The organism is endosymbiont DhMRE of Dentiscutata heterogama (assembly GCF_002888635.2).
Classification (GTDB): Bacteria; Bacillota_I; Bacilli_A; order Mycoplasmatales; family CGIF01; genus CGIF01.
In genome coordinates this window covers 477,891-499,513 of sequence record NZ_LN828718.1, presented here as the reverse complement: position 1 = coordinate 499,513, position 21,623 = coordinate 477,891, and the positions used below count along the sequence as shown (strand labels likewise).

Here is a 21,623-nt window from a genome sequence, read left to right as displayed (position 1 = left end):
AACTCTTAATTCTTTTTTATTTCCACTACTAAATTATTACTTTCCAAATATATTTTTCCATCAATATATCTAACCTGTATTTCTTTTTGGTTTAGCATTTGTTGCAAAAGTTTTAGTAATAATTCGCCTCGTGGGTTTACTTTTAAGTTAGGAATTAGCAAACCACCTTTCTCTCAGCCCTCATTAATCACTTTTAAATCCTTTTCAGCAGGAGGAAATCCACCTCCCATGCAATTCACGCATAAAAGAACTGATTGTATTATCTTTTTGTCTTTTGTATTTATTACCCTTGCCTCTTCTTCGATATATCAACCTAAATCAGAAGCACAAAATATACATTTAAAGTTAATTTGATTTTTTTTTAATTTCTTTTTGCATATGATATATAGTAATTTTTTATATTTTTTTAAAATCCTCCCGCATGCCTCTCTACATGGTGAATATATTGTAAAATGTATATTGATATCTAACGAAATCGAAAACAAAACTGAACTGCCATTTCATTTAAGCAATTAATCAAATGACAGAAGAAAATAAAAATTTAACCACAACAATAACAGAAAGTGACGATTTAACTCAAAAAAGTGACGCTCAAGAAATAGCCACTTTTGCTGAAAAAGCCAAAGCTGCAGTAGTAACAGTAGAAAAAGAAAGAGATGAATACCGCCGGCTTTATGTAGCCGCTAATGGCGAAGTATTAGGATTAAAGCAAGAAATTAGACACTTAAAGGATAGGTTAGCCAATCGCGAAACCGAAAACTTGCGGCAAACTACTATGGAACGCGAACGGATGAATATTCAGATGCAAAAAGATGCTAGTTCCAGAGAACTTGAATCATTGATGACAGGCTCTTTTCAGCAATTAATTCAAAACAAGAAAAAGTAAGAAGTTTAAATTAACAAACTTTAAAAATAACCGAACTGCTCAACAATTTCCTCCCCAAGGGGGGGTTCACCAAAAAGGCAGTTCGGTTACCCCTCTTAAGAAATATGTTGTAAGACACCAAATGGTGAGTAAAACCGACTGCTACCAAAACCGACTGCCAAGATTTAAAATCAAATGACAGTCGATAGAAGCCAATACTTACATTTATTAGAACAGAAAATACAACAAGACGAAATAATCCAATTGGTTAAGGCTGATAGCCGCTACTTGGATTTATTCTCAGAAAACAAAATCCAAATATACGCCGGGCAGGCAAGGTACATTTTAACTCAACCTAAAGCCGGTATTAAATTTAGACCTGATTTGTCGGTTCATTCCGGAAATGATTTTAGCCGGCAAATAGATATCGCTTGAATCGATATCCCATCAGTAATAGATAAAGTTTATTATGATTTGGTGGTAGAAGACAGATTCCAAGAAGCCTTGGATACCCCTGCCAAAGTAGCAGAATTAACTACCCAACTAAAAGAAAACATAGCCGAACAAATTACTGATGATATTAACGAGAAAGTTGAAGAAATTTGAACCACCGATGGCAATTACAAAAAAAACACTACTAATTTAGAAAATGGAGAAGCACCCGATGGCAATTTATATGAAATGTCAGATAAGTGATTTAGTGAGGCTGATAAAGTATTAGGAGCAATTTATAATACCAGTTCAGCATTTTTAAATAAAAATGACCTTTTCCAATTAGGATGAATGAAGCCGGCAGATCAACCAACAGATCCTGCTACTAGAACCAAAGTAAAAACTAATACCAAGAAATTAAAAGACATTTTCCTAGTATTAGACTCCACTGTTCACAACTTATTAGCGATTGGTAAATTCAGCCAAGCCTTTAACTTTAAATTTGTGGATTTAAAAGAAAGATTTGGGGAAGTAATTGAAACCAGTTTACCAAATAAGTACAAAATAGTGATGTTCGATAAGCGAGTGATGGTATTGAAACCACGTGATAGAAATAAAGGATTAGAACACAAATACGAGCCAGAAACGCAAACTAACTGGTTCTTCTGTCCAAGCAAAGTTTATGCGGGATTAATAACTTGCTTAAACTACTGTGCTTGAAAGGTAGCATAACAAATTAAAGGATTATGGTAACTTTCGAGAAAAATAGTTTCCTAGTAACAGAAGAAGAATTAACTGATCTCGATCAGAGTTATTTATACGAGGGTGGATGTAATGTTTGTGGAAAATCATGGCAAGTGGGCGATAATTATGTAACTGTAGAATTTGTCGAGGGAGTAAAACCCTCGGAGTTTGGAGGGGGAAATGAAATAAATGTGTGCGAAGCTTGTGCATCTCTCTTTCAGAACGACTAATAATAACAGATATAGAAATAATAAATTTTGAAATGAACTGAACAATAGAAGAACAAACCACTAATCAGGGTGAATATGTGCTATCATGTGACCAATGTAGCGAAACTATTGACAAAGGAGAAAATTTTGGATAATGGCTGATGAAAGCGGCAATCTTTTTGAACCAATTTGTCAGAGTTGTTCTCAAAGTCTTCTCAACAACAATCCACAAGGAGGAGTAGAAGGAACTACATGGTGAGGAAAATTTTAATGCGATTGGCCAAAGAGAATATGTAAATCCTCACGACTATTTGGTGTAACTAAGTAATTATGAATGATACAACTTATAAAAACTTTAAACTTTTAAATTCGTTTGAAGCGGAAAAGGGAAATAGACTAAGACCTTGCCATGGTTGCGGAAAATATTTTGCCGATGGAGAAGAAGTTTACCGCACGGAATTTGATGTTTTTTATGATGAAGGTGAATATGGAGTAACCGAAAGCAAAGGTTGGGTAAATCTTTATTGCTCTGATTGTTTTAGTACTCGTGAGGGACAAGAGTTAATAAACCATTGATAATATTATGACTAACAGCCAACTAATAACTTTTACTTGTGAAACGTGCGAGAAAATAACCAATCGCATTAAAGTTTACGAGTATTATAAGGATGATTTAAAGAGAATTATGGGACATAGCAATAACTATTGCCAAGATTGCTATCAAACCCAAGTAGAGCAGAATAAGGTAATAGTTAAAAATACTGGCGAAATTAAAGGATTTAAACTGAAATAACTATGAATAACCAAGAACCTACAGAAATTGACAAAATTTATTTTTTTGGCGGACACGGGAAAATAACTGGAACAGAAATTCATACAGAAGACTTAGATAATGCCAAGTGTACTATATGCGGAAGAAGTGAAGAACTAATGAACAGAATTCACTTCGAAGATGGTCACCAAGAAATCACTTGCGATGATTGTCAGGCTGAATTTGAACAAACACAACGCCTTATGGCACAATAAAGGAACAAAAGTGGACAACCAAATTAGCAATTGAGAAGTATTTGGAATGCGAAAAGTTGGAATGCATGAACAAGTAGCATGCCAAGAATGTGGACACAACGAACCAGGAATTTACTATGATTGAATAAACCAGGAAAACGAGGAAACTAAAATCATATGCGAAGCCTGTCACAGTAATGAAATAAAGCAAAATAGCAACTAAATATGACAAAACGCGAAAATAGTAGATACGATTTAATAGAAAAAAGAACTTTTGACGAAACACAAAGAGAAACCTCAAATTGAGCCTGCGACCATTGCGGAGGAGTAGCAATATTAAATGGAAGCATTTGAGTTGTCCAAGTCCTTGATGGAACAACAATGGAACTGTGCGATTTATGCTACACCAGCCTTGGCCTAAAAGCCGAAATAGAAAGAGGAGTAAGACTGGATGAATAACATAATGCTCACGATCAACAAATATGGAAAATAGTAGTACAAAATAGCAAATGAAAATGAAAATAATAAAGAAAGAAAGCGAATATTAGTATCGCATTAAAAACAAGCAAAATTACATGGTAAACTACTGAAACGGAACCCTAGAACAAATGCATGATTTATCGGGAACAGTATATAGCGAAGAAGATTTAGAAGTAGCAATCAGAGAATTTGTCTTTAATTATTATTGCGGATTAAGCATTTTAGAAGGAGGTGGAACTTTGTTAGATTATTGAGACGAAGTAGAAGAAGAATTAATAACTCGCGGCAAAATAGCCTTAGTAGAATACAAAAACGATCCCGAGGCAATTACTGGTAAAATTTTCTTAGCCGAAGTGGTAGAAGAAGATAGTAATTTACTAAACAAATATGATACAGTAAAATTGCGTCTATTAGCCAACAAAAAAATAGAAATTCAAAGTAATAAAAAAACCTATCCTTACAAATACGTAGTTTTTGAAAATAACCGAGCCAATGAAGCCTACATGAAGCGGATCAATTATTTTATTAAACAAATGGTTGAGGCCGTAAAAAAAATGGCGATAGATGCTTTTATGAGTGAACGCAAATTGATATTTATAGTTCCCGAACAACCGGCCGAAGAGGACGCTAATTATCTAATCCAAATGTGAAAAAAAGGCATATTTTTCTTTATCGCCTTTGAAAAGAGTAGGCGGCCGGAAAAAGGAGCATCAGATGGTAAAACCGGTATTCACCCCAGTCAGGTCAAATTCGAAACTTATGAGCCTAAATTAGACATCCGAGCCTGATATATCCGGGATTATGAGTTTTGGCATACAAAAATGGAAAAATATCTAGGAGTGCGGCATGACCCTTTGTCCCAAAAACAAGAGCGAGCCAATGTTGCTGAAACCAATGCCTCAACAGCTCCTTTTGATGCCTTTGAAAAAAGAGGATTTAAAAGCCGAGTTAAAGGAATTAAAGAATATAACCAAGTCTTTGACAATGGCAAAGGTAATTACAATTTCTCCTATGGAAGACAAAAAACCACAATTAGTTAAAAAATATGTCAGTAATAACCCCAAGCGTATGCGAAAAAATGATTGAAAAAAACCGAGAGAAATTGCAAGATTTGCAGAATTGAGAAAGTTGATCCAATTATAAATTATGACAATATATTCCAAACGGTTCAACAACAACAGAAAACGGAGAGGATGCTAAGGAGCAAATCCACGAACTAGTTCGCCCTATAATTGAGGAAGAAATAAAAGAAGTAGAACAAGAATTAGAGAAATATGAGAACCTATTGCCAGCAAGTCAAAAATATTATGAAATAATCAATGGAGTTTATAACAAAGGATACGAAGATGAAGAAAAAGAACAGCAAGAAATTATGCAAAAACTCCAACAACAAGGCATAGAATGAATACTGGAACGTTAGAAGCCAAGTGGAAATTCTGTGTAAAATAATATAATAACGAAATAACAAAATGAAATATAGCGTAAGTTTAATAGTTAAAAATCTAACCGCGAAGGAAAAAGAGCAAGTCTTATCCATAACAAGGCAAGTAGCCGAGCAATTAGAAGAAAAAAGCATCAACCATACTTTAAGTAGCGGCTTTTATAAACCAAAAGCAAAATCGGGCAAAAGTGACGGTCAATCTGAATAAAATAGCAATAATTATTAGCATAGGGATAATTTGCGGAATTTTTGTTTATTGATTAAAAAAGAAGATAAAATTTAATAATAAACAGAGCAAATTTCCTAATTGCCAAGATTGTTCTGACTGGCAAAGAGTGAAAAGTAATAAAAAAACAGATCGGAAGTGCCAAGAGCACCAAAGTAGTTGTGAAGAAAGTAGTTGTTGTTCTCATTGCAGACAACAGGTGCTGATAGCAGAAAATCATAATCATCAACATGGCAAATGCCACCAAGCAGAACACAAACACCACGGGAGAAATCAACATCACCTGGGGGGTTATAAAATAGGTCAAGTGTTTTTAACGCCGATAATTCTATCAATAACACTTTTGGTTTTGATAAAAGAGATGAAAATGCCGAAAAATGCTAATTAGATATTAAAAAAATATTTTGGCGGTTAAGCCCCATCCTTTTTTGGCTCCTCAAAGTCATGCTTTTTCGCCACACCCGTCGAATTTTGCCATTTGTTTGGGGTATAATGCCAGTTAGAGATACTCTGGAAAGCAATCTTTAACCTTGTCATTGTTAAAGATTGACTATGCCAAGAGTTAATGCTAACTGAAGTGAACTCCCAAGAAAAGCGGAAAAGTCGGTCGGTCGGGTCGGAAAAATCAAGCCAATTGAGCTACAACCAAAAAAAGGAAGCGAGGGGCTTGAGGTCAAAAAAGTATTCGCGGCCAAAAAGTCGAATGATAATTGAATTACATAAGATAAAAATATAAATAATGTGTTTACTAATAAGATGGGAGAGGGGATAATTAATTGATACCTAGGTATGTATATAGAAAATACGGAGTATTCTTATAGAATAAATAAGAAAGGAATAAGCAAAGGAGGTACAATGGCTACGGATCCCAGCGGAACTAGTACTAGTAGCATATTTTACTATAAAAGTTGAAATGAATGGGCGATTTTTAGTTTTACCGATAAAAATTGATTAAACCAAGCCGAAAACATGGAAAATTGATTGGAAGAACTACAACCGAAGACATTATTAGTAGAAACCGGAAAGTTATTTAGAAATCAGAAATACAATCACAATATGGTTGACTTAATAAGAACAGTAGGAGCATTAGAGTATGTGGCTAAGCAAAGAACAATAAAATACGAGGGAGTAAGCAATCAGTACCGGGACAAATGAGGAAATAGAGTAGCCGACAAAGGCGATATAGCAGGATTGGAGTTAAAAAAGATTCAGGGCAAGATGGGAGCTCCACGAAAAGTGTGGTTTTTTAAAGATAGAGAACTAAACGAACATGAAAGAGATGCAGTTTTAATTTTTTATGCCTGATGGGTGAAGAGAAAGGGGAGAGAGTGACCATTTTTATAAAATAATGGTTATCCTAATGACTATTTCGAGTAAGATATGAGGAAAATCAGTGAATTTTACCAAATTAGAGCAAAAATTAGAATAATAAACAGCAAATAAATGGATTATTGAACAAATCGGGACCAAATAATTACCAAATTTGCTACTATCCAGGAAGTAATCCAGGGAACTGGTAAAGATGGGGGCAAATTTTTGATACTTAAAACTAACCCAGATAAAATTTTTGTATTTGATAAACATGTACCAAAGAAAGAGTGGGGAGAATTAAGAGAAGGAAGTAGTTACGAGTTAGAATTAAAAGAGGGAAAAAATGGTAACAAAAAATTAATGGGATTTACTGAAGTGGTTAGAATAACTATAAAAGGCGATGGAAAATTCGACATACGAAAATAAAGAAAATAAAATAAGCCCTGACAAAATGCTTAAAGAAACACCGGAAACTCTATCCAAAACCAAGCATAGTGCCGAAGAAATAGCAGAGGCATTTTTATCGTTAGATCCAGAGAGAAAATTTTTCACTAAATCAGCCAGGGGGAACTTCCGGCTACAAACTATGCTTCATATTTCGCAAATGCTTTATTGTTCCAAAACTGGCAAACCATTATTTAAGGATCCAATGCACGCTTATCCTCCTTTGTGGTATAAACTGAATAAGAAAAGGAGAGAAGAGTTGGATAGGATAATGAACGATAAAGAAATCAAGGATAAAAAGCCTTTAATTTATAAACTATACCAAGAACAAGGGATTAAATTTACTCCTGCCGATAAAAGAAATTTTTGAGGAAAATATGGAAACGAAAACAAATAAAAAACGACCATGACAAGTAAAGAATTATTGGAACAGGTAAAAAAAAGCGTGATTATTGAGTATTGAGAGCAAGTGGGGACCAAACGAAGGCAAGCATGATTATATTATAAACACGAGCCAAGAACGGGTAAACAGAAATATTTTTATTCTGAAATGATAGAATACAGGAAAGGCGACGAAATAGAGGAATTAGTCAAGACCAAAATAGAAAAGATAGCTGACCAAGTAGAGAAAGACCGAAATATAAGCCATGACAGAAGTTAATTATAAGCAAATAAAAGAGGGAGAAATAGGAAAAGAAGCAAACCCGATCATTTTGGAAGTATTAAAAGCAGGAGGTAGGGCAGTTTTTAAAATGGAAAAGGGGACAATAATCATTAGAACTACTACCGACCCTGAAATTATAAAGAAAATAGATGAATTAACAAAAATAGGATAAATGAATAAAGAACTTGCCAATCGGAGACCATCCCTTAAAGAAATTAAAAAACCATAAAAGAAGCGGTAAGGAAAAATTAAAGAGAAAAATAGAGTTCAGTAAAAAGGTACGCAAAGCAATAAAAGCGAACAAATTTACAACAAAACAATAAGCAAAAAAAGTAATTAATAGAAAGACAAAAACTAAAAATGGAAAAAGAAAACCAAAAGAAAAAAATATGCCGATTTTGTGGTCATAACAATTATGAAGAAAAATACGCTAAGCATTTAAACAGTAAACATAGCGACATAATGAAAAAGAGAGAAGCAATTAAAAACCTAGTCCGAACCTTTAATAGCGAGCAAATAACCAGAGCGACTGAATTTTTGCTGCAAATTAGAAAGGAAGCAGAAAAAAATTAATTCAAGATACTATGAATAACCAACTAGATTTAAAGATACAAAATTTAAAAAAAGAAGCAAAAGAAAAACTTAAAGAGTTAATAAGAACAAGAGGTCAAATTTTGGCCAACATTGAAGCACAAATAACTCCGCATGAAAAAGATGCCAATGCACTTGTCATAAGCAAGAAGGATCTTAAAGTGTTAATATGAGATTGAAAGACACGAACCCAAGAAAGTGTGGAAAGAATAAAAAAACTTGAATCAGAAGAATAAAATAACTAGTCAAATTTTAGCATGTCACGTAGCCGAGAATGCGTGATAACCTCATAAAAATGAAACATTAAAAATGAACCAAGAGCAAGAAATAATCTTTAAAGAAGCCTTTCTAGTGAGCAATTTCCTCATTTTATGATACACTCCCAACAGAAAAGAATTGCTAACAACTGAACAAAAAAAAGAATTAGAGGAAAGGTTATGGAAAAAAAATACTTTAGACGCCCTAGTAGTGGAAAAATTAGGAGAGGAGGCCTGATACAAGCCTCCGAATGAAAGAATACAACTAAAAAGTGAGGATTATCAGAGAATAAGCCAATTAACCCAAGAAACAAAGGATTTTATACGCCAATTAGAAAGGGGAACTGAATGAGAAGGACAAATTGACAAAGAAATAATAGCCAATCGTCACAAAACTATTCGACAATGGATAGAGGAAAATGCCCAGGAATAGGAAAAGAACCTAATTTTTTATACGATCCGGTGAAAAAAGAGTGAAAAACAATTTGAGTGCTGACCAAAATCACCAATAGGGGCAACAATCGGTGCTAAATAGTAGTAATGATGAAATTTTGATACGACCAGATTTATTATCCAAGAGAAAAATCACATAATTTTAAACTAAAAAATAGTATGGAAATAGAAAAAGTAAAGAAAATTAGAGTAGAGTATACAGATGGAAAAAAATATCCCGATGGTCGACCAATGGGATTTATCTTTGCTACTTTCTTTTTATGTTCTTGCGAACTCTGTCATAATGATAAGTATGTAGATGAGGATGTTTTTAAATATCACCAGCAAATAGAAAACGAAAAAAAGGAAAAGAAATTAGCCGAAGAAATCGAAAGAAAGAAGTTTCCTGCTCTCTGAACCAAGCTTGATAAACTAGAAGAAAGAATTAGATTGCTAGAAATTGATAACGATAGAGATGAAAATTATGCAGAAGATAAACCGGATAAATATTGTGAAGATTAAAAGATTTATGCAATTATTTCTCATACTCTGTTCTCAATGCCAACAAGAAACAGGATTAGCCACTACTAATAAAAATATTCTTGCCGAAATGACTTATAAGTGCCACCAGTGCGGGCAGGAGGGAAACGGAAGCGACAACTATAAGCAAACGGATAGGAGCAAGTATTTAGAAGGATTTGAATTAATGGAACCGGAAGAAAAAGATAAAGAATAACAACAATCGCCCGACTGACTTATTCCTTATTTTTTAAAGAAACTGTCATTGGGGGGGGGAAGAAATTCACAACTTGCTATAGTCCTGATAAATTTCCTCGTAAGAATTATGGATGTATTTAGCGGTAGTATCAATTCGACTATGTCCCAATATTTTTTGGATAGTGGTTAAACGAGCCTCCCGTTTATTTAAAATGGTAGCAAGACTACGTCTAAAAGTATGCGGACTAATTTGCTTGTTAAGACCTGCTTTTTTAGTTCTTCTATAACAAATTTCTCGAATTCAGACATCACTCATTTTTTCACCCCGATAATTTTTAAACAAGTAATCAGAACTGCCATTAAAATGCTTGGCTAAGAAATCTGGAAGGGGGATATACCTAAACTTATTACCTTTTCCATGTATTTTTAACTTTTTTCCTTGATAGTCGCAATGGCGAATGTTAATTAATTCGCTGACCCTCATTCCAGTGTAAAATAAAAAATCTAAAATTAAGTTATTTCGTTGATTAGTGGCATCACTAGCCCTAGTTTTAGCTTGTTTTAATCTCTCTAATTCAATTTCAGTAATCGTTTCGAAAAATTTCAAGGGAATCCCCGGAATAATCTGGTCAATTAGTTCTCATTCAATTTTTATCTTTTTGAATTTAGCATAAGAAATTAAAGCGCAACGGTGAAGATGTAGACTAGCGGGTTCATACCTTGCTAAATTTTTCTTAAAAAAAGCAACGACTTTATCAGTGTTTAGTTCTTCTGCCCCGTATTCTCGCAAACCTCAGTTATATCTACTAATAGTGTGCGAAGATAAATTTCTTTTTTCTAACCATTCTTGATATTTTTTTAAGTTTATTTTTGCCATATCATATAGTGTTTTTATATATTTATATTTATTAATTTATAAAAGTAAATAAAAAAACATTATAAAATGGTTTTATTGTAAAGAAATCTAATTTCCCTTACCTATTTTTTTACCCTTGTTGGTGAGGAGAAAGGTTTCTACTCTTTCTTTATGGTTTTAATTCTTAATTTACTAAACGCAGGCTCGATCTTTCCTTTAATATCGCCATTAACAATATATTGACGTAGTAAGACCCGCTTTTTTTTGTTAGGAATAAGTTGACAAAATTCTCACCTATAATTTTTATAAAGACGAAATAAACACTGGTCGCAAGTATAACATCCATCATTTTCTTTGGCTTCAGTTCAGTATCCCCAATGATTTTTTTGGCTATAATCACGTGAAGCACGCACATATTTAACGACGACTTTTTTTCCACAATTAAGGCATTTAGTAATTAGAGGCGGTTTATCGGCTGACATTTATAATATTAATTTTAAATATTTAACTTCAACAATATAAAATAATAAATATATATAAGTGATGAGAAGTTTAGGAGGAGCGGGCGTCCCGCACATAAAATTATAATATATACGATTTGTGGATTAGAAAATCTACCTTCTTTGAAAACTGAATAAGATTAATTTCTGAGAAAAGAAAAAAAGAAATTTTACTTAATATTTTCCATGTTTTTTAAATTGTAATTTTGAATAAGGGTTACGATAGTGAACCTTGACAAAGCATTTTTTATCATTTTTTTGGAATTCACCAATTTTACCAATAATTTCTGGTTGTCAGGGAATATAAACACAAACACTAATAACTTGTTCCTCTAAATAAACGATAAAAAGAGTGATTTTTGGATTAACTTTGTCTCCTTCTTTGACTTCACATTGAAATATTTTATCAAGAGGCATGGGATTTTTTCTGTCAAGTTGGATATTCACTAACACTTGTAATCCTTCCTTATTAGTAATTTGGATAGCATAATTGGGATATATTTTACTGATAATTCCTGAAAGAGGACTCTTAACTTTTCAACTTTTTAAATCACAAAAATAGTAGGCTTTGCCAACTAATGATTTTTCGTTTTTTTTGAGGATTCGACCGCGAACGGGAGGAGCAAGTTCTACCGACCACCAACCAATTAGCCAGAGAAAGAATTTTTTTAATTTGGCCCAATCAACGCTGAACTTCATATGAAAGATTTTAGCAAAATTGTTTACAATTTCGACTTTGTTAACATTAAAATTCTAATTTGCCATTAAACCTTGGAAAAGCCAAAGTATCCCGAATATTTTCGGCTCCACTAATAAACATTATCAATCTTTCTAAGCCCAGACCAAAACCGCCACTGGGGGCATAACCGTATTTTCGTAAATCAAAATATCAACTTAAATTGTCAATATTTAAACTTTTTTGTTTGGCTTTTTCCTGCAGAGTCTGGTAATTGTCCTCACGCAAACTTCCGCCAATCAACTCTCCAATTTCCGGAAATAATAAATCAAAACAGACTGCCATTTTTTTATCCGGATTATTTTTGACCTCTGACAAGACTCTGTCTTTGACCTCTGGTAAGATTCCGCCTTTCATGTAAAAAGCCTTTAAATCGGCTGGATAATTAGTAATAAAAACTGGATTATTGTCAAAATGTTCGCATAAATATTTTTCGTGTTCGGATTGTAAATCTACACCTCATTTAATATCATTAAAAACAAAAATTTCTTTTCTTTCTTTTAAAATTTCAAGAACTTGTGTGTAATCAACTCTTTTAAACTTGCTATCAACAATTTTTTTCAATTTATTAATTATTTCTTTTTTGTTTTCCTTATCGTAATTTTCTAAAAATTCTAATTCAGCAATATTATTGTCAAGAACATAATTTACCACATATTTTATCATTTTTTCGGCTAAATTGATTATTGTTTCTAAATCAGCAAAAGTCATTTCGGTTTCTACCATTCAAAATTCGGCTAAATGACGAGTGGTATGAGATTTTTCGGCTCGAAAACAGGGTCCGAAAGTATAAACTTTGCCTAATCCTTGAGCCAAGGCTTCGGCATGGAGTTGCCCGCTGACAGTCAAGTTAGCAGGTTTTGAGAAAAAAGGTTCTTTTTTATCAGTAGTAACGTTAAAGGCTTCGCCGGCTCCTTCCGCGTCATTGTTAGTAATAATCGGAGTGGGGACATAGTAAAATCCTTCTCGGTGAAAAAAATCATGGATGGCTTTACTGATGCTATGACGGAGGCGAAAAAGGACCAAAAAGTAGTTGGTTTTAGCCCGTAAATGAGGCGATTCACGCACTACGTTCAAAGGGATGTTTTTTTTTTGTAGGGGATAGTCATCAGCAGTAGAATTAATTATTTCCAAATCTGAACCTAAAACCACTAATTCAAAAGGCTGAGAACGCTGAGGAGTAAACAATAAGCGACCACTTACCAGTAAACAAGAAGAGAAATTTACTTTTTCTAATAAACCACTGGGGGAACTTTCCCGCTCTGCAATTATTTGTAAATTATCTAAAGTTGATCCGTCATTCAAAGTAATAAAAATTTTTTCTTTTCCTACCCGGACTGATTTTACCCAACCCCCGACTTTAATCTTTTCTAATTTACTAAACTTTTCGACCTGCTGGTAAATATCTTTAATTGTAATTACCATTTAATGTTTTATATATTAGTAATTTAAGACTTTTTTGAGAATTTTTACCTCTTCCAATTTATTGTATAGGTAAAAATAATTATTAAGGACATGGTTCAAAATAATGGCAAATTAGAACTAAATTGAGTTAACAAAGATAAAACTCTGATTGTTAAAGATTATGACAAAGGTCAGTATGAATGGGTAGACCCTAATGATTATCGGGTTTCAGAGGTCCGATTATTTAAAGAAATAGGAAAATTTGGTGAAAATTCCTCTGATAACCTAATAATTTGCGGTGATAGTTTAAATGCTCTAACCAGTTTAAGCAAAATCCCAGAATACCGAAAAAAGTACGTGAATAAAATCAAGTTAATTTACATTGACCCACCTTTTAATACCGGACAAATGTTTGCTAATTATGACGACCAATTGGAGCATTCAGTTTGATTAACCATGATGCGAGATAGAGTTCTTAAAGCCTATGAATTATTAAGTGATGATGGTTCTTTGTGAGTTCATTTAGATGATACCGAATTATATCATTTTAAATTGGTTTTGGATGAAATTTTTGGAAAGGAGAATTTTGTGGCAAGCGTTTTATGAGAAAATAAACCGGGTATTGCGATGGATGCCAAGCAATTTTCAACTAGCCATAACACCATATTAGTTTACTCCAAGAATAGTGGATGAAAACAAAACTATTTAAAAATAGAGCCTAATTTACGAGAATTTAAGTATCAAGACGAGCAAGGTCGCTATTATAAAAGGGTTATGCTTCAAAAATGAGGGGCGAATAGTGCTCGAGCTGACCGTCCAAACATGTTTTATCCGATTACGGCACCTGACGGCGAGGAAATATACCCGATGCGCCGAACGGCGCGGGGTGTTGAAGATGAGGGGTGTTGAAGATGAGGGGTGTTGTCTTACGAAGAAAATAAAGACAAAATTGATTGAGTGAAAAACAAAGAAGGATGAAAGCCTTATACTAGACAATATGCGGAGAAATCAGAACTGCGACCACCCCATACTTGGTGAAATCACGACGAAGTAGGACAGAGTTCAACGGGCACAAAAGAAATCCAGAAATTATTTCCTGATATTAAGCCTTTTTCTACTCCTAAACCTGAGAAATTATTACAAAGAATTATCCAAATTGCGACTAATGAGGGAGATATTGTTTTGGATTATTTTGCTGGTTCAGGGACTACCGCTGCTGTGGCTCAAAAATTAAGGAGAAAGTGAATTATTGTTGAAAATAATGAGGAAACAATTAATAATTTTGCTGTTCCACGAATAAAAAAAGTTATTAGTGGCGAGGATAAAGGTGGAATTAGTGGGGGAGTTAATTGAACTGGTAGCGGCGGATTTACTTATTTTCAAGTTGAGAAATCCATGTTTGAGGTTCATTCCGGAATAATTTGTTTGGCTGAAAATGCTTTAAATGGGAAATTGGCGAAGTTAGTAGCGACCCAGTTGGAATATGATTATCAGCCCGATAACGAACATTTTTGTGGTAGAAAAGGAGATGTTTTATTGGCAGTAGTGGAAGGAATGTTGACCGAAGGATTAGTTAATTTTTTGCTTAACTCTATGGATAAAAATAAGTTTTTAGAAATTGCCGCGTTGAGTGTTGACCCTGAATTAGAAAGCAAAAATTATAATAATGTTAAAATTGGCAAGGTGCCGAATAATATTTTAAGGCATTATGCGAGAATATAACAATGAAATTATGAAAATAACTCGGCAGAAAAACGAAGCAAAAGATTACTCAACAAAAAACTCACCAATAATTCCCACTAGTTTTTTATTAGTTCTTCCATTAGACGAACAACCTCTTTTAGTTTTAAAACAGCATCAAAAATTAACTTTAAATGAGTTTCTTCATGACGCAAAAAAATTTCTACTTGGGCTTAAAAAGTTAATTGTGCTTCTTATTTTTATCAAAGACGGTTATGAACTTTTTGAGTGAACCAAGAAAAAAATTCCTAGTTTATCTTTTAGGATTAAAAAATGATTTAAGTTCAGAAAAATTCGGAATAACTATAAAAGCATTATTGAATATGAAGCGGCAAAAGGAGGAACAATAGAAGAATGATACATAAACCGCCACTCTAAAATGTCCCTGCGTAATTGAAAAAGGAGAGAAGTTTTATTTAACAGGTGGAGAAAATATTATAATGGAGGGGGGTACTTGAACTGAAGAGTACGAGACCTTCTGAAAAAACACGCAAAGGAATGAAATTTCGATCCTGACAGCGTAACTAGAAAAAAACTGGAAAGTCTGCAATGATTGGGGTATGAAACCAACAAAAGGGAAATCAATGATTACTTGGAATATGAAGAATTAAATAAAAAAGGTGAATTGACTAGAAATGAGTATTTAACGCTAAACAAAATGATAAATAAGTTGCCGGAAGATTGAAAGCAAAAGCACGAAATAGTTGAGTTAAAAGAAATAGATGGAAAATGTTATGTTTGTGATCCAAAAATAGGAATATATAAAGGAAAAATCCGTCCTTTATTATGAGAACCTAGTTGAAGAAAAATTTATGGAAAGACGAACTATGAAAGTCGGGAATCAAAAGGAATTTTGCCCCAATTTACTAAAGGTAAGAAAACGTATTGTAGTGCTTATTGTTGAGCGAGAAGGGAGGGAGATGATGAAGAAAAGGTGGAATTCTGGGGTAAAATCAATGATGAACGAATAGAAAAAAAAGATCGAGAATTCTATAAAAAATATTATCAGCCTAACAAAAAGATAAGAACATTGTTAGATAATTACATTCAAAACCGAGACTGAATTAATAATATAGAAAAAGATCCTTTTTATGAAAAAGTGATTAAGGAAAGACCTTCTTATAGCAAGGGATATTTAATGGAAAAGTTTGGCGGATTAAACTCCAGTTATCCGCGATTGAAATTAAATGATTTGAAAAGGATATGCTATTTGTGATACCGAAACGCTGAAAGAAGTGAGGAGTTTGGTAAATTGGCCGAGAAAGGAGAATTGGGGAAGGATTACCGTGAGTTTTGAAACTGCCGGCGTGCAAAAATGTTACTAAAGCCTAATGATTAACCAAACCACCCTCGAAAACATTGCTAAAAAACTAGAACTTCGTCAACCAAATAAAGGAGCCGTTCAAGCATTTTTAGAGCATTATTATCAAGCCAAAAACCAAAATTCTGAAAAATTATCTGAATGTATTCTCTCGGTGGCTACCGGAGTAGGAAAAACTTAATAATTGCGGCTATTCTAAACTATTTAGCCGAAGCAGAAAAGATAACTAATTTTCTAGTTGTGGCCCCAGGAAAAATAATTAGAGAAAAGACCATTAACAATTTTTCACTCAACAAACCTAATTCTCTGGCTGATAAATTAACTATCAAACCGCCCCACATTATTGATATCAAAAATTTTCACACGGCCAAAACTACTGATAAAAATTCCGTCAAATTATTTATTTTCACAGTCCAATCTTTAACCCAAGCCAAAGGCAAAACGGCTCGCAAAACTAGTAATTATGATGAAATACTAGGCCAATCTCTACGGGAACATTTAAGCAAATTAGATGATTTAACTATTTTTGCTGACGAACATCATTTATATTATGGAGAAAAATTTTCCGAAGCCATTCGGAAACTAAAACCAAAAATTTTAATTGGGCTAACTGGCACTCCGCATGAAAAAACGCCATCTAACGAAATCATTTTTGAGTATCCTCTATGAAAAGCCCTGCGAGATAAATTAATCAAAATTCCGGTCATGGTGGGCCGATATGATGGATATCAGGAGGAAGAAACCAAATTAAAAGACGCAATAAAATTATTGGATGCCAAGCAAACCCTTTTAGATAATTACACCCGACAAAATAATCTAAACTCCCAAAAAGCTTTAATGTTAGTAGTTGCCCCCAGCATTGAAGAAGCCGAAAACATTCGCACCAGTTTAATTGTTAATTGTGAATTTCCCTCCGAAAATATCCTCCAAGTTGATAGTAGCAAAATTACCGACGACTTAGCCCAAGAATTACAAAACATTGATAATCCCCATAATCCTACACGAATTATTATTGCGGTTGGCATGTTAAAAGAGGGCTGAGATGTCAAAAATGTTTATGTTATTGTCCCTTTGCGAGCCTTCAAATCAACCACTTTTATCGAACAAATAATCGGTCGTGGTTTGCGTTTACCTTTTGGTGAATATACTCCCAAAGAAGCCTTAAATACTTTGGAAATTATAATGCATGACAATTTTAAAGAATTATTAGACGTTCGTAAATCCTTAAATAACAAATTTTTTGGAATTGTTGAAGAAGAGCAAAGAGAAGACAACAAAAAAATGAGCGGACAACCTGAAAATCTTTCTCAAACACCACAAAACGGAGTAGAAAATAATTTTGGTCAAAACATTTTTAACCCTCAAAATTTAGACGAACGAGAAAAAAACATTTTACAGCAAAGCCAAGAAGTAGTTCCACCAAATAAAATAAAAGGGAAATTTATTATTAAAATCTTACGGCAAAAAATTAAACCCCAAAATTTTTCTTTACGGATAATTGAAATCAAAGGGCTAGGCAAAAGATTCAAGGAATTAGGAGAAAATTTTACTTCCCAAAAAGAGATAAAAAATCTATTACAGCGTTACAAAATTGAGATAGATACTAATCAAAAAATTAGTTGAAAAACGGCGGATGATGAAGAATTTATTATTGAAGCGACTCAACAACTTCCTAAGGAAGAAAAAATAAAAAGTCAATTGATTGGTCTTATTTTTCGTAAATGCTCGTTTATTAATTCATCCAATTTTACAGAAATAGAATCAGCCTGTCGTTTAGTAGAAAAATTTCTCCAAATTGGTAATTTAGAAATAGTGTCTCAATATTGAGAAGCCGCCGGCGAACAGTTAGCCCGATTAATCCAAAACATTTTTAAAGAATTACATGTTGGTGAAAATCAGCCCGAGCAAGAGATAGTTGAAAAAAGTTTCAATTATTTTCATCCTAGTTGTGAAATGGTTGCGGGAAATTTAGAGGAAGAATTCGTCAAGAAAACAAAAGGCTATCCGTCTAACAAAAGTCTGTATAATTATGACACTTTTGACAGCAGCATTGAATTTCAATTTGCGAAGTTAATTGATAAAACCCAAGAAGTTAAAAAATGAGTTAGACTTTTGCAATGGGGAGATGAAATTTATATTCTTTATGGAAAAAAACAAAGGCATTATTATCCCGACTTTTTGGTGATAGATGAAAATGATACTTATTGATTAGTAGAAATTAAAGATGATAATAACCCCAATCCTGAAATAGAAGAAAAAAATCAGGCAGCAAAAGAATGAGTAAACGCTTTAAATTTAGAATTAGGTGAGGAAGCAAGAAAAGTTGAGAAATGGCGTTTTTTGTATATTGCTAAGGGAGACATAATAAAATCGCATAAAAACTGAAACATGTTGAAAGAGATTTGCCGAGTTTAATCTAAAATTTACATCACCAGCCTTTTGAGAAATTTTTTCTAGAAAAGAGATAACAAGAAATCATCCCTTTTATCCTTTTCTATACTTATCCAAAAATGACACTAAACATCAGTTTCTTATTTCGGAGCAACTTCAACTTGGGCTTGTAATTGTTGTTCTAATTTGGCAATTTTTTCCCTCAATTTCTTAATTTGTCGCAAAAGGTCTAATAGAGGAGTGCCTTTTCAAGAATTAATTTTTAATTTTTTTGTTTCAACTAATTCTACTAATTGAGAAAGTTGTTCATCATCTAAGTCTTCCAATTTGCTTAAATTTAACGGGTTATTTTCCAAATTTATTGATTGCAAATTAGGAAAATTATTCAGCAATTTGGTAAAATCCACATTCTCGATTTTATTGCCTCATAGGCTTAATCATTTTAGCTTTTCCCAACTTGACTCAGGCAAAATAAATAATCACTCTAAACTGGTAAACTCATTGCCATCTGCTTTAATACTTGTCGGGTTAGTAAACTCTTTTAAATCCATTTCTCCAACTAGTTCTTGTTTACTTAAATTGAGGGAATAGTGGTCCTTTTTGTAATAATTTCGTTGATATATTTTTGGGCGTTTCTAGTCATATTAGGTAATTTTAAATGCTTTTTAATAAGAAATTGAGTAAAAATACTTTTTTTGTTTAGAAAGGTGAATAGCAACAAGAAAATTTGCACTTCTGGGTTAATGCAAAATTGTTATATTCATTGAAGATATGTTTAAATTTCCAATTAAAAAAGTAATTTTTGGGAATCTAAAAATATTTCTGTAAAATCTCTGGAATAATCAACTTATTTTCTTTCTCATTATAATAATACTCGCACAAAGCAATAATTAGGCGGTCAACCGCCAAAGCCGAGCCATTAAGGGTATGAGGATAATATTTTTGGTTTTCTTTTTTGACTCGGATTTGAGCTCGACGACTTTGAAAATCTTCACAATTACTACATGAAGAAATTTCTAATCATTTTTGACTGATTGGCAACCAGACTTCGATATCATAAGTTTTAGCAGCTGTAAAACCCAATTCTTGGTGGCAAAGTTCAATTACGCGGTGGGGGATTTTTAACAAATGGAGAATATTGCGAGCGTCAGTTAACATTTTTTTTAATTCGTCATAAGAGTTGGCGGGTTCAACTATTTTCACTAATTCGACTTTATGAAATTGGTGTAGACGAATTAAGCCTTTATTTTCCTGACCGGAAGCCATTCTTTCAGCCCGAAAACAGGGGCTATAAGCACATAAATTCAAAGGTAATTCTGCCTCGGTTAATATTTGGTTTTGATAGAGATTAACTAAACTGACTTCGGCGGTGGGGAGGAGGTAAAAATCACTTTCCTCCAATTTATAAAGATTATCTTGGAATTTGTGAAATTGACCGGTATTATAAAGGTTATGAGCCTTGACTAAATAAGGAGTATCAAATAAAAGATAGCCCCGCTTACTATTTTCGGCTCGCATAAAATTAATAAGAGCATGTAATAATTGGCTGCCAAAACCTTGATAAACCGCGAACTTGCTGCCGGAGAGGAGAATACTTTTTTCCTCGTCAATTAATTTTAATTTTTTTAATATCGTTTCGTGGGTTAAATTGTGTTGAATAGTATGTTGATATTCAGTGCTGGCGACTACTCGGTTGCCCTCTTCATTAGTGGGGGTGTCTGGTGCTGGCAAATTAGGAATTTGGTTGGCTAAATTTTCGACTTCCTGGATTGCTGTCCGTAATTTTTCTTCCCAAAACGCAATTTCTTCTCTAACTTCTCGCACTTTTTCTGCATTGTTGGGACCCTCCAATTGGTTTCTCTGCTGGCGAAGTTTATTGAGAGTATGAATTATTTCCTTTTCTTCTTTATAGCGTTCCCGAAGGATTGTTAATTGCTCCTCGCTTACTCCACGTGACTCTAAACCCCGCACTAAACCGGGAAAATCGGTGAATAATTTTTTCAAATCTAACACATTATTATCTTAATTTTTAGTTGTTATTACCTCTAACTTAAGGAACTTCGACAACTCAGGCGGTTATTTGTCTTTCTTGTCAGCCACGAATATGCCTTATTTTGTATGAGTTATTATCAAAATCATCATCCGCCGCCCATTCTTCTATTCATTCTTCCGCATCCTCTCCCTCCTTAAGCCTAAAATCATTTTTAAATATATTCTTAATTTGGTTTACTCCCGCTTCCGTTCGACCTTGGCTGCCGAAAGTAAAATAATTTAAACCTTTAGTTGCTAAACATCTTAATCCATCATCGATATCAGTAGCATTAATATCTAATTCCTCCAACTTGGTTAAAGTTAGCAAATACATTAGAGAGCCATTTCACCGGTTATAAATACCTTGTCTTATTCTGTCTTTATCATCAGTTCCCAAAAACAAAACTCGCAAATTAGGAAAATGAGAAAAGCAATATAAGTTTCGGGCTGACAAATCATTATTAGTTAAATAAACACTTTCTAGTGCTTGGGTTTGGGTCGGAAAAACGACTTCTCTTAACAAGTTATCGTTGGCTTCCAAAGATTCCAAACTGTGGCAATCGGCCAGAACTAAACGAGTTAGGGATTGATGCTCCACTTTCAATCTTTTCAGATGAGGAAAGGTTGATAAGTTTAATTCTCCGGTTAAAGGAGTAGTTAAATAATATTCGTTGGCTGTTCTTGACCGCAAACCCAATTCATTGTCTCTCTCATTTCTTTCCTGTTGAGAAATATTGTCAATCAGTAATTCTCTGATATTATTTCTTTGATTTAGCGGAATATTTTCGTCAAGCCAAGTTTGTGCATTAGTCATATATAATTGTTT

The 21,623-nt window shown here is 33.5% G+C and carries 35 protein-coding genes; 27 read left to right on the top strand and 8 right to left on the bottom strand.

Features of this window, described 5'->3' with window-relative positions:
* Positions 1 to 5: 5 nt before the first annotated feature.
* Complete coding sequence (locus tag DHMRE_RS03105) at positions 6 to 230, bottom strand: hypothetical protein (RefSeq protein WP_322632243.1); 225 nt, start codon at positions 228 to 230, stop codon at positions 6 to 8.
* A 290-nt stretch (positions 231 to 520) separates the two neighbouring features.
* On the opposite strand from DHMRE_RS03105, the gene DHMRE_RS03100 reads away from it, so the two are divergent.
* The 23 genes from DHMRE_RS03100 to DHMRE_RS02990 all read left to right on the top strand — a co-directional run bounded on the left by DHMRE_RS03100 (position 521) and on the right by DHMRE_RS02990 (position 9,837).
* The gene (locus tag DHMRE_RS03100) at positions 521 to 886 is read left to right on the top strand and encodes a hypothetical protein (protein ID WP_322632242.1); all 366 of its coding nucleotides are present in this window, start codon (positions 521 to 523) and stop codon (positions 884 to 886) included.
* Positions 887 to 1,060: 174 nt separating this feature from the next.
* Positions 1,061 to 2,029, top strand: coding sequence for a hypothetical protein (locus tag DHMRE_RS03095; RefSeq protein ID WP_322632241.1), 969 nt, complete (start codon positions 1,061 to 1,063; stop codon positions 2,027 to 2,029).
* Between the two features lie 14 nt (positions 2,030 to 2,043).
* Positions 2,044 to 2,271 (top strand): hypothetical protein, encoded by a 228-nt coding sequence (locus tag DHMRE_RS03090; protein WP_322632240.1) that lies wholly within the window; start codon positions 2,044 to 2,046, stop codon positions 2,269 to 2,271.
* 309 nt (positions 2,272 to 2,580) lie between these two features.
* A complete protein-coding gene (locus DHMRE_RS03085) occupies positions 2,581 to 2,829 on the top strand; it encodes a hypothetical protein (RefSeq protein ID WP_322632239.1) in 249 nt (82 codons plus the stop codon).
* 4 nt (positions 2,830 to 2,833) lie between these two features.
* Positions 2,834 to 3,043, top strand: coding sequence for a hypothetical protein (locus tag DHMRE_RS03080; RefSeq protein ID WP_322632238.1), 210 nt, complete (start codon positions 2,834 to 2,836; stop codon positions 3,041 to 3,043).
* Positions 3,044 to 3,045: 2 nt separating this feature from the next.
* Positions 3,046 to 3,276 (top strand): hypothetical protein, encoded by a 231-nt coding sequence (locus DHMRE_RS03075; RefSeq protein WP_322632237.1) that lies wholly within the window; start codon positions 3,046 to 3,048, stop codon positions 3,274 to 3,276.
* 10 nt (positions 3,277 to 3,286) lie between these two features.
* The gene (locus DHMRE_RS03070) at positions 3,287 to 3,478 is read left to right on the top strand and encodes a hypothetical protein (protein WP_322632236.1); all 192 of its coding nucleotides are present in this window, start codon (positions 3,287 to 3,289) and stop codon (positions 3,476 to 3,478) included.
* A 2-nt stretch (positions 3,479 to 3,480) separates the two neighbouring features.
* Positions 3,481 to 3,714, top strand: coding sequence for a hypothetical protein (locus DHMRE_RS03065; RefSeq protein ID WP_322632235.1), 234 nt, complete (start codon positions 3,481 to 3,483; stop codon positions 3,712 to 3,714).
* A gap of 116 nt (positions 3,715 to 3,830) precedes the next feature.
* Positions 3,831 to 4,775 carry a hypothetical protein gene (locus tag DHMRE_RS03060; RefSeq protein WP_322632234.1) on the top strand — a complete coding sequence of 315 codons (945 nt, stop codon included), beginning with the start codon at positions 3,831 to 3,833 and terminating at the stop codon, positions 4,773 to 4,775.
* 5 nt (positions 4,776 to 4,780) lie between these two features.
* The gene (locus tag DHMRE_RS03055; RefSeq protein WP_322632233.1) at positions 4,781 to 5,155 is read left to right on the top strand and encodes a hypothetical protein; all 375 of its coding nucleotides are present in this window, start codon (positions 4,781 to 4,783) and stop codon (positions 5,153 to 5,155) included.
* A 49-nt stretch (positions 5,156 to 5,204) separates the two neighbouring features.
* Positions 5,205 to 5,384, top strand: coding sequence for a hypothetical protein (locus DHMRE_RS03050; RefSeq protein ID WP_322632232.1), 180 nt, complete (start codon positions 5,205 to 5,207; stop codon positions 5,382 to 5,384).
* Positions 5,365 to 5,790: a hypothetical protein gene (locus DHMRE_RS03045; RefSeq protein ID WP_322632231.1), complete on the top strand. Its 426-nt coding sequence runs from the start codon at positions 5,365 to 5,367 to the stop codon at positions 5,788 to 5,790. Before DHMRE_RS03050 ends, DHMRE_RS03045 begins: the two co-directional genes overlap by 20 nt.
* A gap of 164 nt (positions 5,791 to 5,954) precedes the next feature.
* Positions 5,955 to 6,125: a hypothetical protein gene (locus DHMRE_RS03040; RefSeq protein ID WP_322632230.1), complete on the top strand. Its 171-nt coding sequence runs from the start codon at positions 5,955 to 5,957 to the stop codon at positions 6,123 to 6,125.
* An 18-nt stretch (positions 6,126 to 6,143) separates the two neighbouring features.
* Positions 6,144 to 6,746: a hypothetical protein gene (locus DHMRE_RS03035; protein WP_322632229.1), complete on the top strand. Its 603-nt coding sequence runs from the start codon at positions 6,144 to 6,146 to the stop codon at positions 6,744 to 6,746.
* 99 nt (positions 6,747 to 6,845) lie between these two features.
* Complete coding sequence (locus DHMRE_RS03030; RefSeq protein ID WP_322632228.1) at positions 6,846 to 7,139, top strand: hypothetical protein; 294 nt, start codon at positions 6,846 to 6,848, stop codon at positions 7,137 to 7,139.
* Positions 7,114 to 7,554 (top strand): hypothetical protein, encoded by a 441-nt coding sequence (locus DHMRE_RS03025; protein ID WP_322632227.1) that lies wholly within the window; start codon positions 7,114 to 7,116, stop codon positions 7,552 to 7,554. Before DHMRE_RS03030 ends, DHMRE_RS03025 begins: the two co-directional genes overlap by 26 nt.
* 9 nt (positions 7,555 to 7,563) lie before the next feature.
* Positions 7,564 to 7,818 carry a hypothetical protein gene (locus DHMRE_RS03020; RefSeq protein ID WP_322632226.1) on the top strand — a complete coding sequence of 85 codons (255 nt, stop codon included), beginning with the start codon at positions 7,564 to 7,566 and terminating at the stop codon, positions 7,816 to 7,818.
* Entirely contained in the window at positions 7,805 to 7,993 is a 189-nt protein-coding gene (locus DHMRE_RS03015) for a hypothetical protein (protein WP_322632225.1), read from the top strand. The genes DHMRE_RS03020 and DHMRE_RS03015 overlap by 14 nt, the downstream gene beginning before the upstream one ends.
* A 188-nt stretch (positions 7,994 to 8,181) precedes the next feature.
* Positions 8,182 to 8,394: a hypothetical protein gene (locus DHMRE_RS03010; protein ID WP_322632224.1), complete on the top strand. Its 213-nt coding sequence runs from the start codon at positions 8,182 to 8,184 to the stop codon at positions 8,392 to 8,394.
* Positions 8,395 to 8,405: 11 nt separating this feature from the next.
* Positions 8,406 to 8,648, top strand: coding sequence for a hypothetical protein (locus tag DHMRE_RS03005; protein WP_322632223.1), 243 nt, complete (start codon positions 8,406 to 8,408; stop codon positions 8,646 to 8,648).
* Positions 8,649 to 8,721: 73 nt separating this feature from the next.
* On the top strand, positions 8,722 to 9,102 hold the full coding sequence (locus tag DHMRE_RS03000) for a hypothetical protein (RefSeq protein WP_322632222.1): 381 nt from the start codon (positions 8,722 to 8,724) through the stop codon (positions 9,100 to 9,102).
* A gap of 107 nt (positions 9,103 to 9,209) precedes the next feature.
* On the top strand, positions 9,210 to 9,623 hold the full coding sequence (locus DHMRE_RS02995) for a hypothetical protein (RefSeq protein ID WP_322632221.1): 414 nt from the start codon (positions 9,210 to 9,212) through the stop codon (positions 9,621 to 9,623).
* Positions 9,624 to 9,630: 7 nt separating this feature from the next.
* Positions 9,631 to 9,837, top strand: coding sequence for a hypothetical protein (locus DHMRE_RS02990; protein ID WP_322632220.1), 207 nt, complete (start codon positions 9,631 to 9,633; stop codon positions 9,835 to 9,837).
* Between the two features lie 33 nt (positions 9,838 to 9,870).
* On the opposite strand, the gene DHMRE_RS02985 is transcribed toward DHMRE_RS02990, so the two are convergent.
* From DHMRE_RS02985 to asnS, 4 genes are all read right to left on the bottom strand, one after another.
* Positions 9,871 to 10,695 (bottom strand): tyrosine-type recombinase/integrase, encoded by an 825-nt coding sequence (locus DHMRE_RS02985; RefSeq protein WP_322632219.1) that lies wholly within the window; start codon positions 10,693 to 10,695, stop codon positions 9,871 to 9,873.
* Positions 10,696 to 10,832: 137 nt separating this feature from the next.
* The gene (locus DHMRE_RS02980) at positions 10,833 to 11,156 is read right to left on the bottom strand and encodes a hypothetical protein (protein ID WP_322632218.1); all 324 of its coding nucleotides are present in this window, start codon (positions 11,154 to 11,156) and stop codon (positions 10,833 to 10,835) included.
* A 192-nt stretch (positions 11,157 to 11,348) separates the two neighbouring features.
* On the bottom strand, positions 11,349 to 11,873 hold the full coding sequence (locus DHMRE_RS02975) for a PTS glucose transporter subunit IIA (protein WP_322632217.1): 525 nt from the start codon (positions 11,871 to 11,873) through the stop codon (positions 11,349 to 11,351).
* Between the two features lie 46 nt (positions 11,874 to 11,919).
* On the bottom strand, positions 11,920 to 13,335 hold the full coding sequence (gene asnS, locus DHMRE_RS02970; protein WP_322632216.1) for an asparagine--tRNA ligase: 1,416 nt from the start codon (positions 13,333 to 13,335) through the stop codon (positions 11,920 to 11,922).
* 90 nt (positions 13,336 to 13,425) lie between these two features.
* Between asnS and DHMRE_RS02965 the strand changes: the two genes are divergently transcribed.
* From DHMRE_RS02965 to DHMRE_RS02950, 4 genes are read left to right on the top strand one after another with little or no spacing between them, the layout of a single operon-like run.
* Positions 13,426 to 15,036 carry a site-specific DNA-methyltransferase gene (locus DHMRE_RS02965; protein ID WP_322632215.1) on the top strand — a complete coding sequence of 537 codons (1,611 nt, stop codon included), beginning with the start codon at positions 13,426 to 13,428 and terminating at the stop codon, positions 15,034 to 15,036.
* Positions 15,023 to 16,393, top strand: a complete 1,371-nt coding sequence (locus DHMRE_RS02960; protein ID WP_322632214.1) for a hypothetical protein — start codon at positions 15,023 to 15,025, stop codon at positions 16,391 to 16,393. The genes DHMRE_RS02965 and DHMRE_RS02960 overlap by 14 nt, the downstream gene beginning before the upstream one ends.
* Complete coding sequence (locus DHMRE_RS02955; RefSeq protein ID WP_322632213.1) at positions 16,386 to 16,556, top strand: hypothetical protein; 171 nt, start codon at positions 16,386 to 16,388, stop codon at positions 16,554 to 16,556. The genes DHMRE_RS02960 and DHMRE_RS02955 overlap by 8 nt, the downstream gene beginning before the upstream one ends.
* Positions 16,517 to 18,790, top strand: coding sequence for a DEAD/DEAH box helicase family protein (locus tag DHMRE_RS02950; protein WP_322632212.1), 2,274 nt, complete (start codon positions 16,517 to 16,519; stop codon positions 18,788 to 18,790). Before DHMRE_RS02955 ends, DHMRE_RS02950 begins: the two co-directional genes overlap by 40 nt.
* A gap of 116 nt (positions 18,791 to 18,906) precedes the next feature.
* On the opposite strand, the gene DHMRE_RS02945 is transcribed toward DHMRE_RS02950, so the two are convergent.
* From DHMRE_RS02945 to DHMRE_RS02935, 3 genes are all read right to left on the bottom strand, one after another.
* Positions 18,907 to 19,317: a hypothetical protein gene (locus DHMRE_RS02945; protein WP_322632211.1), complete on the bottom strand. Its 411-nt coding sequence runs from the start codon at positions 19,315 to 19,317 to the stop codon at positions 18,907 to 18,909.
* A 259-nt stretch (positions 19,318 to 19,576) separates the two neighbouring features.
* Positions 19,577 to 20,779: a serine--tRNA ligase gene (serS, locus tag DHMRE_RS02940; protein ID WP_322632210.1), complete on the bottom strand. Its 1,203-nt coding sequence runs from the start codon at positions 20,777 to 20,779 to the stop codon at positions 19,577 to 19,579.
* A gap of 37 nt (positions 20,780 to 20,816) precedes the next feature.
* A complete protein-coding gene (locus tag DHMRE_RS02935) occupies positions 20,817 to 21,611 on the bottom strand; it encodes a hypothetical protein (RefSeq protein ID WP_322632209.1) in 795 nt (264 codons plus the stop codon).
* Positions 21,612 to 21,623: the final 12 nt, after the last annotated feature.